Annotated in this window: 8 protein-coding genes, 1 tRNA gene and 1 pseudogene; 3 read left to right on the forward strand and 7 right to left on the reverse strand. The window is 71.6% G+C overall.

The window, feature by feature from the left end; all coding sequences use genetic code 11:
- Positions 1-261: 261 nt before the first annotated feature.
- Positions 262-1,053, forward strand: coding sequence for an SDR family oxidoreductase (locus IPG65_RS11995; RefSeq protein WP_293189710.1), 792 nt, complete (start codon positions 262-264; stop codon positions 1,051-1,053).
- A 102-nt stretch (positions 1,054-1,155) separates the two neighbouring features.
- Positions 1,156-1,362, forward strand: a complete 207-nt coding sequence (locus IPG65_RS12000) for a hypothetical protein (RefSeq protein ID WP_293189712.1) — start codon at positions 1,156-1,158, stop codon at positions 1,360-1,362.
- 397 nt (positions 1,363-1,759) lie between these two features.
- Here IPG65_RS12000 and IPG65_RS12005 read toward each other — a convergent pair.
- Positions 1,760-10,344: pseudogene (locus IPG65_RS12005) on the reverse strand (glucoamylase family protein); the annotation flags it as partial.
- 21 nt (positions 10,345-10,365) lie between these two features.
- Positions 10,366-10,608, reverse strand: coding sequence for a hypothetical protein (locus tag IPG65_RS12010; RefSeq protein ID WP_293189714.1), 243 nt, complete (start codon positions 10,606-10,608; stop codon positions 10,366-10,368).
- A 297-nt stretch (positions 10,609-10,905) separates the two neighbouring features.
- Here IPG65_RS12010 and osmB point away from each other — a divergent pair, with 297 nt between their 5' ends.
- The gene (gene osmB, locus IPG65_RS12015; protein WP_293189716.1) at positions 10,906-11,124 is read left to right on the forward strand and encodes an osmotically-inducible lipoprotein OsmB; all 219 of its coding nucleotides are present in this window, start codon (positions 10,906-10,908) and stop codon (positions 11,122-11,124) included.
- Positions 11,125-11,144: 20 nt separating this feature from the next.
- Here osmB and IPG65_RS12020 read toward each other — a convergent pair whose 3' ends face one another.
- The 5 genes from IPG65_RS12020 to hpnC form a co-directional block, all read right to left on the reverse strand.
- On the reverse strand, positions 11,145-11,864 hold the full coding sequence (locus IPG65_RS12020; RefSeq protein WP_293189718.1) for a Crp/Fnr family transcriptional regulator: 720 nt from the start codon (positions 11,862-11,864) through the stop codon (positions 11,145-11,147).
- A 424-nt stretch (positions 11,865-12,288) separates the two neighbouring features.
- A tRNA-Gly gene (locus tag IPG65_RS12025) sits at positions 12,289-12,362 on the reverse strand.
- A complete protein-coding gene (hpnE, locus tag IPG65_RS12030; protein WP_293189720.1) occupies positions 12,342-13,721 on the reverse strand; it encodes a hydroxysqualene dehydroxylase HpnE in 1,380 nt (459 codons plus the stop codon). The genes IPG65_RS12025 and hpnE overlap by 21 nt, the downstream gene beginning before the upstream one ends.
- A gap of 70 nt (positions 13,722-13,791) precedes the next feature.
- Positions 13,792-14,634 (reverse strand): presqualene diphosphate synthase HpnD, encoded by an 843-nt coding sequence (gene hpnD, locus IPG65_RS12035; protein ID WP_293189722.1) that lies wholly within the window; start codon positions 14,632-14,634, stop codon positions 13,792-13,794.
- A 10-nt stretch (positions 14,635-14,644) separates the two neighbouring features.
- A complete protein-coding gene (gene hpnC, locus IPG65_RS12040) occupies positions 14,645-15,517 on the reverse strand; it encodes a squalene synthase HpnC (RefSeq protein WP_293189724.1) in 873 nt (290 codons plus the stop codon).
- Positions 15,518-15,521 lie beyond the last annotated feature (4 nt).

Raw genomic sequence — 15,521 nt, forward strand, 5'->3', positions numbered from 1 at the left:
GGCCCGGCGCTGGTGGTCAGAACACCTCGGTATCGACCTCGATGCTGGACTGCGCGTTGTAGCGTTTACCGGTCACCGTCTGCTCGTTGATCAGCGGAAACTGGCGGAAATTGGGAAATTTGGGGGTGGATGACAATTCCAGCCCACGTCCTGGGGTGGCCTACGACAATGCCAACTCGCGGCGCATGCAGAAAGCGTTGGAGGCCCTGCTCGGGCAGGCGTGAAGCCTTCACAATTTTTCACTTTCGAAAGAGTTGTCCCATGCACATCGATCTCACCAGTAAAACCGCCCTCGTCACCGGCTCCACCCTGGGCATCGGCCTGGCCACGGCCAAAGCGTTGGCCGGCAGCGGCGCGGCCGTCATCGTCAACGGCCGCACGCAGCAGGCGGTCGATCAGGCCGTGGCGGCGGTGCGCGCCGCCGCGCCGAGCGCCACCGTGCAGGGCTTCGCGGCCGACCTGGGCACGGCCGAGGGCTGCGCCGCGCTGGTGGCCGCGCACCCGGCGGTGGACGTGCTGGTCAACAACCTGGGCATCTACGCCCCGCAGGATTTCTTCGAGGCGCCCGACGAGGTGTGGCAGCGCCACTTCGACGTCAACGTGATGTCGGGCGTGCGCCTGGCGCGCGCCTACATGCCGGGCATGGTGGCGCGGGGCTGGGGCCGCGTGGTGTTCGTGGCGTCGGAGTCGGGCTTCAACATCCCGCCCAACATGGTGCACTACGGCATGAGCAAGACCGCGCAGATCGCCATTGCGCGCGGTCTGGCCAAGCGGGTGGCCGGCAGTGGGGTGACGGTGAACTCGGTGCTGCCCGGCCCCACGCTGTCGGAGGGCGTGGCCGAGGTGCTGGCCCCGGCGGTGCGCAAAACCGGCCAGTCCATCGACGAGGTGGGCACCGCCTTCGTGCGCCGGCAGCGCCCTTCCTCGATCATCGGCCGCCTGGCCACCGTGGACGAGGTGGCGGCCATGATCGTCTATGCCTGTTCGCCGCAGGCGTCGGCCACCACGGGGGCTGCGCTGCGGGTGGATGGCGGCGTGGTGGACAGCCTTTGACGCTGAAGCGTGGCCTTCGTCAGTGCGCGGTGGCGCACGGACGGCATCGGTTGCGGTCGCTAGAACGGCACTCCGCCCACCACGCGTTGAAGGAGAGATGCCATGGCGAAGCTGGAGCAACTGGAACTGGACGCGCGCCGCGCCCAGTTGGTGTCCGACGTCAAAGCCCTGGTCGACAAATACCGTGCCATCTTCGGATGGGATGTGCCCGACATCGATGACGGCTGCGCGGACACGCTGATCCTTGCCGCGATACGCCAGGCCCTGAACCGCATCGAGCAGGCACAGGCGGATGCCGCGCCGCGATAGAGGCCGCCTACGGGCAACCCGCCTCGGGCGGCTATGGATAGCGCACCCTTGAAGCCCGCTTCAGGGTCAGGATTTCCCGATGAGGTTCGGTGGGGGGCGGTGCGGTCGTCCCGGCACGGTCCTTCGCGAGGAGGATGCGCGGCGCCACGCCTTTCGGAGGCGCGGTGAAGCCGGCGTTTTGTTTCGCGAGCATTTTCGGGTCGCGTTCGTTTTGCGAGGGGGGCGTCATGGCTTTCTCCAGTGGACTCTTGCTGCTTGCAGCGTAGACCGGTGCCTGCCGGGGGTCGGTGCGATGGCGAACATTGCGCGTTCGAAAGGGGGCCGGTTGCACGGGGCCAGCCTCCTGGCCCTCGGCGCCGGTTCCCCGGTGCGCGGGATGGGCTGTGCGCTCCGGCGCAAGAGGAACGACGAAGCAACTGTGCGCGGGCAGGTCTCGCCAGCGCAGGCGCTCGCCCACGCGCAGCAGCCGCGCGCCCGAGGCGGCCCACCTGTCCAGCGCCATGGCTGGGCTGGCCCGCACCAGGATGAACCGCATGGAGCGGCCGTCGCGCGTCAGCGTCAACTCGGCTTCGGGCCAGTGGGCGGGCAGGCAGGGCGTGAAGAACAGCTCCTCGGCCCCCAGGTGCAGCCCCAGGATGGACTCCACGGCGGCGCGGTGCATCCAGCCCGCCGCGCCGGTGTACCAGCTCCAGCCGCCGCGCCCCGCGTCGGGCGGCTGGCTGTAGACGTCGCCTGCCATCACGTAGGGCTCGATCTGGTAATGCCGGCCCCATTCGGGGTGGCTGGCCCGGTGGGCCGCGCTCAGGTAGGTGAAGTAGCGGTAGGGCGTGTCGGTGGCCTGGGCGGCGCCTGGGTGCGGCGCTGGCTGGCGAACCGCCAGCGCCGCCGCCGCCATGAGCGCCCACACGCCGGCATGGGTGTACTGGCCGCCGTTCTCGCGCACGCCGGGCGGGTAGGCCTGGATGTAGCCGGCGCTGGGCACGGCGTGCACCAGGGGCGGCGCCAGCAACTGGATCAGCCCCAGGTCCGGCCGGACCAGATGCGCCTCGACCGCCTCCATGGCCATGGCCTGGCGGGCGGACCAGTCCGGCGTGGAGAGCACGGACCACGCCTGCGCGATCAGGTCGATGCGCGCTTCGGGCTGGCTGGCCGATCCCAGCGGGCTGCCGTCGTCGAAGAAGGCGCGCTTGAACCACTGCCCGTCCCAGGCCGCGCCCTGCAGCGCCTGGCGCCAGCCCTGCCGCGCGGCTTGCCACCGCGCGGCGCGGGTGGCGTCGCCAGCGCTGCGCGCCAGCGGTATCCAGTCGCTGACGATGGCGCACAGGAACCAGGCTAGCCACACCGATTCGCCCTTGCCTTCATGGCCCACCCGGTTCATGCCGTCGTTCCAGTCGCCCGTGCCGATCAGGGGCAGGCCGTGCGCGCCCACGGCCAGGCTGCGGTCGATGGCACGCGCGGCGTGCTCGTACACCGAGGCCGAGATTTCGCTGACCTGGGGCGTCCGTAGACGTCCTCGACGCCGTCGGGCAGGGGCGCGGCATCGAGGAACGGCACGTCCTCGCGCAGGATGGCCGGGTCGCCCGTGGCATGCAGGTAGTGCGCGCAGGCGAAGGGCAGCCACAGCAGATCGTCGGAGAAGCGGGTGCGCACGCCCGCGCCGCCCGGCGCATGCCACCAGTGCTGCACGTCGCCCTCCTGGAACTGGCGCGAGGCGCACAGCAGGATCTGCGCGCGCAGCAGCGAGGGATCCGCCCAGGCGAAGGCCATGGCATCCTGCAGCTGGTCGCGGTAGCCGGTCGCGCCGCCGGCCTGGTAGAAGCCCGCCTTGGCCCACAGCCGCGAGGACTGGGTCTGGTACAGCAGCCAGCGGTTCACCATCACGTCCAGCAGCGGGTCGGGCGTGCGGACCTGGGTGGCGCCGAGCAGCGAGTCCCAGTACCGGCGGACGGCTTGCTCGCGCTGGGTGGCGGGTACGGGGGCGGCTTGCGCCATCAGCGCCCGCGCGGCCTCGGGGCTGGGCGCGTAGCCGATCAGGTAGACCTGCTCGATGGTCGCGCCGGGGCGCAGCGTGGCGAGGCGCGACAGCGCCGCGCAGGGGTCCAGCCCGTAGCCGCCGCGCTGGCCCAGCAGGGCCGGGAGCTGCAACTGCCCCTGGGTGTCGAAGAACGCGCTGCGGTCGCAGGTCCAGTCCAGGCTGTCGTGGCTTCTGTCGCTCGCATGGCCGTGGGCTTCGCAGAAGAAGGCCGTTCCACCGCCCAAGCCGGCCGCGGCCTCGGTCTGGGTGCACAGCAGCCCCTCCAGCCCCTGGGCGGGCGGATGGGCCAGGCAAGGCGCGGTTGCCACCGTCGCGCGGTCCGCGCGCTTTTCCCCCATCATCCACTCGACCATGCCGACGATGCGCAGGTGCGCCTTGCGCGTGCCGTGGTTGGTGACCGTGATGCGCACCTGTTTCACCGCGGTCTCGATGTCCACGCACCAGCGCACCGAGACTCCCAGGTCGCCGCGCCGGTGGCTGATGCCGGTGAAGCCCTGGCCGTGCACGATGCGGTACGTCGCGCCAGCCTCGCCCCAGGCGGAGGGCGTGACGCTCCAGACGTCCTGCGTGCGCCGGTCCTGCAGCAGGAACCATTCGACGGGCGTGTCGGCCACGGGGTCGTTGCGCCATGCCGTGAGCTGGTTCAGCCGGCTGTTCAGCGCCCAGGTGTTGCCGCCGCCGCTGTCGGAGATCTGGCTGCCGAAGCCGGGGTTGGCCAACACGTTGACCCAGGGCCTGGCCGGGCGCAGGGCGGGCCCCACGTCGAACTGGAAGTCGCCCGTGTCCGTGGAGAACGCGCCCGTCGGCGCCCGGGCCGCGCTGCCCAGGCTGCGGCGAACACCCACCTGGCGCGGCGGCGCATCGGCGCGCAGCGGGCCCGACCGGGCCGCGTGGCGGTCGCTCCAGGCCTTGACCTGGTGCGACAGGGCGCGGCCATCGGCGTGCAGCCATGCGCACGCCAGGCGTTGCAGGTTGGCCAGTTGCTCGGGGGTGATCTCGGCCGGGCGGAAGACGTGCAGGCCCGCCACCGCCGGCCCCGGGCGGGCCTTGCGGTCCGTCTCGTGCTGGTCGCACAGCAGGTTCAGTTCCTGCTGCACGGGCATGTGGTACGAATGGGCTTCGCTGCTGAGCACGACCACGTCGCACCCCACGCCGCCACGCGACCATTCGCACAAGGCCTGCACCAGGATGCGCAGCAGGCCCAGGCCCTGCGGCGCGCCCGCGCTCACCAGGATCAGGGGCCGGTCGCCGGAAACGCCCAGCGGCCACAGCACCCGCCGGTCATGGGCCTGGGCCGCGCCCGGCGCGCTCGCCGCGCTTTTCAAGGCGGCCTTGGGCAGGGTGAAGACCAGGGCGGTGGTCAGCAGTTGCAGGGCGGGGAGGTGTTCCGGCCCGGGGCGGTGCGGCGCCGCCTGGCCCTGCGCCAGCGTCGCGGACATCACCGAGGCGCGCTCCACGTAGCTGGGCTGGCGGTACTTGTCCACCACCGCCATGAGCGTGGCTTCGGAGTCGCATGCGGCGGTGGCGAAGGTCACGCTCACCTGCTGCCCTGGGGCAATGCGCAGCCGCGCGCCCAGGACCGCCACGGGATCCAGGTGGGTGTCCAGCGCCGCCGCCTGGCCGGGCACGGGCGCCAGGCTGGCCAGCGGCTGGCTCGGCGCATGGCCGCGCCCCAGCCACTGGCTGCGGTCGGTCTGGCAGCGCAGGCCCAGGATCTCGCCGCTCGCATGGGCCAGGAAATGCGCGGCGCGCAGGGTGCCGTCGCCAGCCAGCCGGGGCACCCTTTCGAAGCACAGGGCCTGCTGGTCGGGGCGCCAGTCCGCCTTGACGAACATGTTGGAGAAGGCGGGATGCGCCTCGTCCGCCGCGGCGCTCGTCAAGGTCACCTCGAAGGCCGAGATCAGCTCCAGCTCGATGGTCTGCGGGCCCAGGTTGTTCAGCACCACCTTGCGGAACTCGATGTCGTCCTCGGGGCTGACCCAGACCGTGGTGCGCGCGCGCAGGCCGGGCCAGTGCGCCTCGAAGCACACGCGGTCCTGCTGGAAGGTGCTCTGGTAGGTGGCCGCCGGGTCGGGCGCCGGGTGGCGCGTCACCGAGACCGGCGTGGCATGGCGCTTGAGCCGCAGGTACACGAAGCTGCCGCAGGCATCGCGCAATACGTCATCCCGCCAGCGCGTGATGCCGGCCGCGCCCAGGCGGCTCCAGCCGGCGCCGTTCGCGCGCAGGGTGACGCTGTAGCGCCCGTTGGACAGCAGGTGGGTGGGCTCCAGGGCCTGCGCGCCCGGGATCACGGTGCGGGTGGAATGCCCGCGCCGCTTGTGCGGGGACTGCGGCGGCGCCCCCAGCGCCGGCGGGGTGCGCAGCCTGGAGAGCTCGCGCGGAACGCGCTCCTGCAGCAGCGATGAGACCGCCTCGATGCCGGGGTGGCCCATCATCCAGCGCTGCGCCACGCCCCGCAGCAGCACGTTGGCCAGCGCCACGATGGTCATGCCCTGGTGGTGCGCCATGTAGGTGCTGACCCGCGTGAAGGCTTCGCCGTGGGTCTGCCGCCCGGGCGTGAAGTCCAGCGCGTCGAGAAAGCCGTAGCGCCCGCGCGCCGAGAGGGCCGCCAGGGCGCGGAAGTTCTGGCAGGCGGCCTGCACGTCCACCTGGCACGCCAGGGCCGTGGCGTAGGGGGCGATCACCTTCTCGGCCGCCGGCGTGCGGCGCAGCGCCAGGCGCGGCACCCCCTGCGGCGCGTACTGGTACGCCAGCGTCTGGTCCCGCCCCGCATAGGCGCTTTCCGAAATGCCCCAGGGCATGCCGTGCCCGCCGACGAAGGCCATCTGCTCCCGCAGCGCCGAGCGGTTGGCCTCGTCCAGTGCGCCGCCCGGGGGTTCGGCGATGACCAGCAACGGCATGAGGTACTCGAACATCGAGCCCGACCACGACCGCAGCACGGCGCTGCGGCCACTGGCGAAGAACGGCCGCCCCAGCGCCTTCCAGTGCCGCACGGGCACATCGCCCTTGGTGATGGCGAGCAGGCTGGTGGTGCGCGACTCCGACGCCAGCAGGTCGTAGAACGAGGTGTCGAGCTGCTGCTCTTCCAGCCGGTAGCCGATGTGCAGCAGATGGCGCTTGGCGTGGAACAGGAAGCCGAAATCCGCCTCCCAGGCCAACTGCTCCAGCGCGCGGGCCAGCGCCAGCAACCGCTGCGTGATGAGGGGGCCGTCGCCGGCCCCGATGGCCGCGCTGTCCAGGGCCGCCGACTGCACCGTGGCCAGGTGGTCGGCCAGGAGCCACTGCAGCCCGTCGTGGGCGCGTGCCTCGCCGTCCGCCGGCATGGGGGGCTCGGGCGGTGCCTGGGCGCTCAGTTCGGCCGCGGCGCCGTGCAGCAGGGCGTAGAAAGCGGCGCGGCCGGGCAGGTCCTGCGGGGAGGGCAGTTCGGCGTCCAGCAGCCGGCCGGTGGCGGTCTGGTGCGGCGGGTGGTGCAGCAGGCCATGGATGCCGGCCCGCAGCGGCGCCAGCCGCGCCCGCGAGGCGTGCATCGCCCGCAGCGCCGCGTGCTGGTCGAGCGGGTCGCGGGCCAGCGCGGCGCAGGCCTGGGACACCGCGAGCAGATGGGCGCTCAGGTTGCCGCTGTCCACGGTCGAGACGTAGCGCGGGTGCAGGGGCTGCAGGGTCTCGGTGTCGTACCAGTTCAGGAAATGCCCCCGGTGGCGCTCCATTTTCTGCAACGTGCCAAGCGTGGCCTCCAGGCGCGCCAGCAGCTCGAAGCTGCCGATCCAGCCGAACTGCCGCGCGCAGGCGGCGCTGAGCAGGTAGAGCCCGATGTTGGTGGGCGAGGTGCGGTGGGCGATGGCCTCGAACGGCGCGGTCTGCAGGTTGTCGGGCGGCAGGTGGTGGTCGCCCGGGCCCACGCAGCGCTCGAACAGGCGCCAGGTGTCGCGCGCGATGCCCTCCAGCAGCACGCGGTCGTCCGGGGCCGGCGCGGGGCGATGGGCGTGCTGCCAGGGTCTGTTGCAGAGCCACACCAGCACCGGGCTGCAGGCCCAGACCGCGAGCACGCACAGGGCCAGGGGTGTGATGGGGGTTGGCAGCGCCCACAGCCCCGCCAGCAGCGCCAGCGCGCTCAACGAGGCGGCCCGATGCCGGGCCAGCGCGGGCGCCAGGCCCGGCTTGAGGGCGGCGTGGGCGGATTCGGCGGTCGTCCACTCCAGCAGATGCCGTTGGCTCAGCAGCATGCGGTACGCCGTGCGGGCGATCGCGTCGGCATGCAGCAGGGCCTGCGGCAGCAGTTGGGCCAGGTACCAGGCGCCACCCAGCACGGCGCGCAGCAGATCCCTGCCGCCGGCAATGGCAAAGCGCGCGCCCACCGACCGGGCGCGGCGCGGCAGCAGGCCGGCGAGGCTGCCGACCACCGGCCCGGTGGCATAGGCCATCGCCGTCAGCGCCAGCGCCATCGGCAGCGCCAGGCCATGCCCGGCCATGGCGGCGACGATCAAAACCAGCGATGCCGGCGCCACCAGGGAGCGGCGCAGGTTGTCGAACAGCTTCCAGCGGCTGACGGGGGAAAGCCCCCAGCGCCGGTGGTGCCAGAGCATCGGCAGCAGTTGCCAGTCCCCGCGGGTCCAGCGGTGCTGGCGCGCGGCGTCGGTGTCGCTGTGCGGCGGGTCCGCCTCGATCACGGCCACGTCGGACACCACCGCGCAGCGCACCAGCGCGCCCTCCAGCAGGTCGTGGCTGAGCACGCGCTCGTGCGGCAGGCGCTCGCCCAGCACGGCGTGCAGGGCGGCCACGTGCAGCAGCCCCTTGCCGATGAAGCTGCCTTCGCCGAAGAAGTCCTGGTACACGTCCGACGTCGCGGCGCTGTAGGGGTCGATGCCCTGCTGCCCCGCGAACAGCCACTGCCACGGCGAACGGGCGCCCGCCCGGGGCAGGGGCGCCACCACGCGCGGCTGCAGGATGCCGTAGCCCTGCGTCACCGTGCGGCCCGTGCCGTCCAGCCGGGGCTGGTTGTCCGGGTGCTCCGCCACGCCCACCAGGGCGCGCAACTGGCCGGGAGGCAGTTCGGTGTCGCTGTCGAGCGTCAGGACGTAGCGCGTGTCCGGCGCCGCCTGCGACAGCGCCGCCATGTCCATGAACGGCCCCGGCACGCCCGTGGCCAGCGTGGCAACCAGTTGTTCGAGCTTGCCCCGCTTGCGCTCCCACCCGATCCATTGGCGCTGGGTGGCGCTGTATACGCGGGCGCGGTGCAGCAGCAGGAAGCGCGGCGCGGCGCCGGGCGCCGGAGGGTGCCGCGCATTCAGCGCCTGCAGCAGCTCTTGCGCGTGCGCCAGCAGGGCTGCGTCTTCCGGCAGGCTCTCGGCGTCCGCATCGGCCCAGTCGCTGAGCAGGGCGAACTGGGCGCTGGCCTCCGGGTTGGCCAGGTAGTGCAGGTGCAGGCGGTGCACCAGTTGCGCGACCGTGGCGCGGCTGCCGAGCAGCGCCGGAATCACGACCATCGTGCGCGCCGACGGCGGGATGCCGTGCTTGAGCAGAAACCGCGCAAGATGCGCCGGCGTGGCCGATTCGGAGATCAGGCGGTTGACCAGGGCAATCACCGCCTCGGACGCCGGGAACGCCATCAGCAGCCCCAGCAGGCCGAGGGCCGCGTAGCCCTGCTGCGTCAGCGCGCCGCCCGACAGATGGAGCAGCCCGGCCACGAGCGCCAGCGTGCCGGCCAGGATGGCCCCCATGTAAGTGGCCGTGCGGGGGAGCGCCGGCAGCGCATGCCCCAGGTCCGCGAGGCGCCGCCGCGCGCCCAGCGCGTGCTCCAGTTGCGCGCGCCCCGCGCCATGGAGCCAGTACCCCGCCTGGGCGGCGGAGCCCTGCGCGCCGGACATGAAGCGGATCAGCGTCTGCGCCACGGCGGATTCGCTCTGCCCCTTGCAGCGCGCGGTGAGGCGCTCGATGCCGTGCAGCGTGGTGTTGCGGCTGGCATCGTCCTCGGCGACGAACACCGGCGACGCCTGCATCACGCGCATGGTCCGGCTGGTGTGGGCCACGATGCTGGGCCAGTCGCTGGCCCCGATCAGCCGCAGGGAAGCCACGGCATTGCCCACGCTCAGGTGGTCCGCGGCGTGGTCGGCGTGCTGCTGCACCTGGAGGGACGGCAGGTCGGGAATGGCTTCCTGGAGCCAACGGTCCACCGCCGGGTGCGAACCGCCGGAGCCGCCCCGGTGCCCCATCAGCACCTGGGCCAGATGGGCCAGGAAGACCTGCCCCACGCCGCGCGCATCCATCAGGCGCTGCATGGCCTGAAGCTCGTCCAGCGCCAGGGGATGGGCGCGGTCGGCGCACAGCACCGCCAGTTCCCGCGCGGCCCCGTGGCTGGCGATCCGGTCGGCCAGGCGCCGCAGGTTCTCCACCAGCACCACCCGCAGCGTGGTGGGCAGCGCGCAGAGCTCGCCCTGGCTGAGCTCGCCGCCCTCCTGGTAGGCGTTGAGAAAGCAGGTCAGCAGGTCTTCGTCGAAGGCGCTGTCGGTATGCGCCACGAAAGCCCAGGCCACGTGGTAGATGCGCGGCAGCCCGACGAGGGACTCGGCCTGCAGGACGGGCAGGGTGCGGTAGTAGCGCGTGGGCAGGCCCTCGCCGATTTCCCTCAGTTGATCCTCGATCAGCGAAAAATTGTCCAGCAGCCACTCGGAGCCCGGGCCGACTTCATGCCCGTCCTGGGTGAGTTCTGCGATGTAGCGGAACGACGTGCGCAGCGACCGCAGGTTGCCTTGCAGGCGCGGATGGAACGTGGCCTGCCCGAACCGGGCCTTGCCCACGCGGTGCGAACCGTTCAGGCTGAGCCCGTACCGTTCGAAGCCCGCGCAGCCGAACAGCTCGGCCCTGAACGGCCCGAGGGTGGGGCCGCTGCGGGTATCCAGTACACGATCGAGCTGTGGGGGTACCCAGGTCCATCGGCGTCGCAGTCCCATGGGTTTTCCGTGCATCGGGTGCTACAGCACCAGCCACGCCGTGCCGGCCACCAGCGCGATCAGCAGGGTCGCCGTGAGGGCGCGCTCCGCCAGCAGGCGGTGGCATCTGGACAGGCCGGTCCACGCCGCCCGCAACGGGCCCCGCAAAGCGCCGCAGTGGGCCAGGTGCTGGCCGAGCATCAGGCGCTCGGCGCGGGGGGTTCTGTCGGGATGGCCCAGCGACGAAGTGTCCCAACTGGGAACGAGGGAAGAGAAACTGGACATGAACGGACTCCTTGCGCAGCCCGCGGATCGGCAGATCCATGGGCCATGGCCCCTTGTACGGGCGCGCCGGGCAGGCGTCTGTGCGCAAGCGAACAAAGTCCGCGCGGCGGCGGGTCCACGCCCTGGGCCCTTCAGCCGCCTCGGTGCGCAAGCGCACAGACCGGCGCGTCGTCCGGGCGTAGTCTGGGTTTCATCTGGTCCATTGCCCGCTCAGGATGTTTTACGGGCCGACCCTTCGTCAAGAGACATCCGTCTGTGCGTGGAATCCATTCCACGCTTCCTCAAAGAGGTACCTCCATGAAAACGATCAAGCTCAGCGCAGCCCTCCTGGCAGCAACCCTTCTGGTGGGCTTGAGTGCATGCAGCGGCATGTCGAGACGGGACCGGGACACGGCCATCGGCGCCGGTGTCGGCGCTGTCGGGGGCGCGGTCCTCACCGGCGGCAGCGCGGTGGGCACGGTCGGTGGAGCCGCGGTGGGCGGCGTGATCGGCAACCAGGTCGGCAAGGACAGATAAGCCATCCCGGCCGGGTGACTCTAGTTCGCCGTGCCATGGGGCAGCAGGCGACCGTATTCCTCCCTGACCACCGCATAGCACTCACAGGTCCGCTGTTCAAGCCCCTCGCGGTCCAGCACGGTGATGTGTCCGCGCGCGTAGCGGATGAGGCCCGCGCGCTGGAGCTTGAGCGCCGCCTCGGTGACGCCTTCCCGCCTGACGCCCAGCATGTTGGCGATCAGCTCCTGGGTCATGACCAGTTCGTCCCCCTCCAGCCGATCCATGCTCAGCAGCAGCCAGCGGCACAGTTGCTGGTCCAGGGAATGATGGCGATTGCACACCGCGGTCTGGGCCATCTGCGTGATCAGGGCCTGGATGTAGCGCAGCAGCAGGTGCAGCACCGGCCCCGAGCGGGCGAACTCCGCCTTGATGACGTGCGCGCGCATGCGCCAGCCCTTGCCGGCGCTTTGCACCACGGCCCGGCTGGTGGTGGACTCTCCGCCCATGACGATGGCGATCCCCACCACGCCCTCGTTGCCCACGACCGCGATTTCCGCCGAGCCGCCGTCCTCCAGCACATACAGGAGCGACACGATCGCGTCGATCGGGAAATAGACGTGGTTCATGGGGACGCCCGACTCGTACAGCACTTCTCCGAGCGGCATGTCCACCAACTCCAGCTCGCTTTGCCATCGCTTCCACTCCGCATCCGGCAAGGCCGCGAGCAGTTGGTTCTTTTGATGAAGAGGGGTTCGTTCCATGCCGTGTCTTCCAGCGCAGCTTGCCTCATGTCACCCAGTCGGCACGAAAAGCCAGCATAGCCGGGACGCGCGCCGACACCAAGCGGCGGCGGTGCCGCGCCGAACGGGCGCGGCAGTTCACGAGACACCGCCTCCATTTGTTCATGCACAAATGCGGGGGCGACATCGCCCAGCTCTGCTGGCCGCGGTCCGGCATTCACATTGGTTGCGAGTTACCGCCAGCTGGATACCGCCGCATGCACTTCGGCCACGTGCCAGCAGCAGCTTTCACGTCAGGTGCTGGGCCTGTCGGGCCCCACGGCGCAATCAGCAGATTCAACAGGATCGGCGAGGCCAGCCTGATGGAGTGCGGCAGTTCAGCTCGCGTGTATGTCGGGTGAATGCCGTAGCCCCCGGACGACATCGGCGGCCATGGACGCCTTGTTGGAGCGGGTGAAGGGAATCGAACCCTCGTATGAAGCTTGGGAAGCTGCCGTTCTACCATTGAACTACACCCGCTTGAGGCGGCGATTCTAGCCCAGCGGTGTGCAGGTCCGCGGCGGCTTGCCAGCCACTGCGGACGGCGCCTTCGAGCGTGGCGGGGTAAGGGCCATCGACGTAGTCGCCACAGGCGCGCAGGCCGGGAGCGATGGCGAGGGCGGGGCGGGCGAGGGCCGGGGTGCAGGCGAAGGTGGCGCGCTTTTCGGTGAGGGTGAGCAGGGGCTCCACGCGCAGCCCGAGCTGGCGCAGGGCCTGGCGGGTGATGGCGGCTTCGAGGTCGGCGCGCTCGCCGCTGCTGTCGCTGACGACGAAGGCGAGCAGGCCGGTGGGCGGCCCGGGCGGGACGATGGCGTCCCGGTCGAACACGAATTGCGCGGGCGCGTCCGCTGCGCTGCGCAGGGCCACCATGGGGGAGTGCAGCAGCGCTCGGCCGGCGGGTGCCGGCCGCGTCCGCGCATAGACGGTGGTGATGGCGCGGTGCGCCAGCCGCGCCGTGCCCTCGCTCCAGCGGCGCAGTCGATATGCTGCTGAATCAGGAGCATCCAGCGCTGACTGGATCAGAGTTTTCGCCGCATTGGGTGCCGAAGTGGCGATGATCACGCAATCGAACGCCTGCCCTGCCGCGTGCCAGTGCGGCGGCTGCCAGCGCAGCGCGTCGATGCGCTGGCCGGTGAGCACGCGGGCGCCGCGCGCTTCGAGCCAGCGCGCGGCGGCTTCGGGAAACAGCGCGCCCAGGTCGATGCGCGGCAGCAGCAGGTTGGAGCCGCCGCGCGGGCCCAGCAGCGCATCGCGCAGCACGCGCAGGAAGACCTGGCCGCTGGCCTGCGCCATGGGCGTGTTGAGGGCGGAGACGCACAGCGGCTCGATGAATTCGGCAATCAGCCGGGGCGGCAGGTCGGCGCACAGGTCGGCGACGGTGGCGGTGGCGGCGCACGCGAAGCCGGCGCGCCGCCAGCCGGCGGCCGCGCGCAGCAGGGCCAGCTTGTCGCGCCAGGGCCAGCCGCGCGCGGCCAGGATGCCGGCGGCGGCGTCCAGCGGCGCGGGCCAGTCGGGCAGGCGCAGGCCGCTGCCGTCGGGGAATTGCAGGGCCAGCGGCCGGCGCAGCAGCACCTGGGCCGGATCGACGCCGACCGTGCGCATCAGGCGCAGGCTGTCGGTGTAGGCGCCGATGAGGATGTGCTGGCCGTTGTCCACCCGCAGCTCGCGGCCGTCGGGCAGCCTCAGGGGCAGGCCGCGCGCGCGCCCGCCCAGGTGCCGCGCGGCCTCGAACACGGTGACGTGGTGGCTGTCCTGCACGGCGCGCACGGCGGCGGCCAGGCCAGCCCAGCCGGCGCCGACGATGGCGACGCGTGCCGGCGGCGCGGCGGAAGGGTTCATGCGTGGAAAATGGCTTCAGCCCACACGGATACTGCACTAAAAGCTATTGAAAATATAGCTATTTCCACGGTCAGAAACGCCCCAGGGCCTGCATTTTCCACGCCAGCCAGAACTTGCGCAGCGGGGTGAGGGCGATGCGCTGGTGCAGCACCTGGAAGTGCTCGGCCTCGATCTCGCGCAGCAGGGTGCGGTAGATGCTGGCCATCATCAGGCCGGGCTTCTGCGCGCGGCGGTCGGCGGCGGGCAGCAGGGCCAGGGCCTCGTCGTACAGGCGGTGCGCGCGCTCGGCCTGGAAGCGCATCAGCGCGGTGAAGCGGTCGCTGTAGACGCCCTTCAGCACTTCGTGCGCCTTCACGTCGAAGCGCTGCAGCTCGTTGACGGGCAGGTAGATGCGGTCGCGCCGCGCGTCCTCGCCGACGTCGCGGATGATGTTGGTGAGCTGGAAGGCCAGGCCCAGCGTGTGCGCGTAGGCGGTGGTCTGCGGCGCGGTCTGGCCGAAGATGCGGGCCGACACCTCGCCCACCACGCCGGCCACCAAATGGCAGTAGCGCTCCAGTTGCGCGAAGTCGAGGTAGCGCGTCTGCGCCAGGTCCATCTGGCAGCCTTCGATCACGGCCAGCAGGTGGCGCGCCTCGATGCCGAACTCACCCGTCCAGGGCATCAGCGCCTGCATCACGGGATGCGTGGGCTGGCCGGCGTAGGCGCGGCCGACCTCGGTCTGCCACCAGGCCAGCTTGGTGGCGGCCACGCCGGGGTCACGCATCTCGTCCACCACGTCGTCCACCTCGCGGCAGAAGGCGTAGAAGGCCGTGATGGCGGCGCGGCGCGGCGGCGGCAAGAAGAGAAAGGCGTAGTAGAAGCTGCTGCCCGAGGCGGCGGCCTTCTGCTGGACGTAGTCTTGGGGCGTGGTCACGCGCGGATTGTCACATCCGCAGCATGTGCCACAGGATCAGCGGTGCGTCGCGCCGGCCCAGCGCGGGGCGTTGCGCGAGCACGGCGGGGCCGAGCGCGTCGATGCGGTCGAGGATGCGCAGGCCGCCCTGCGCCACGGCGCGCAGCTCCCAGCCCGCGCGGCCGGGCACGCGGTGCACGATTTTCAAGCCTTTTTGCATGGTAGACCGCGCGTGGCTTGCGAGGTGTGCTATTAATTTCGTAGTTTCCGGGTCCGGCCGCAGGGCCGGGAACCGTGACGCTGGATCGGTGATGGCCAATCCGTGCGCGGCGCAGTCGGCCAGCGGCAGGTAGTAGCGGCCGCGCGGGATGTCCACGCTCAGGTCCTGCCAGAAGTTGATGAGCTGCAGCGCGGTGCAGACGGCGTCGCTCTCGGCCAGCGCCTCGGCGCCGCGCACGCCGTACAGGTGCAGCAGCAGCCGGCCGACAGGGTTGGCCGAGCGGCGGCAGTAGTCCAGCAGCGCGGGCAGGTCGGGGTAGGCGGCGCCGTCGCGCGTCATGGCCACGTCCTGCGCGAAGGCGGACAGCAGGTCGTCGAAGGGCGGCAGGGGCAGGCCGAAGGCGCGCACCTGCGCGGCCAGCGGGCCGAAGACCTGGGGCCAGCGGCTGCCTTCGGGCGGCGCGCCGGCGGCGCTGGCGTGCAGCTCGCGCCGGTACGCCGCCAGGTCGGCCAGGCGCCGGGCGGCGGGGGCGTCGCCCTCGTCGGCGATGTCGTCGGCGGTGCGCGCGAAGTGGTAGATCGCCGCGATCGGCGCGCGCAGCCGGGGCGGGCACAGCCACGAGGCGACCGGGAAGTTCTCGTAGTGGTCGATCGGCGCGTGGACGGGCGAAGGCGGGGTCGGCATGGGC

This window comes from Ottowia sp. (assembly GCF_016703145.1).
Classification (GTDB): domain Bacteria; phylum Pseudomonadota; class Gammaproteobacteria; order Burkholderiales; family Burkholderiaceae_C; genus Ottowia.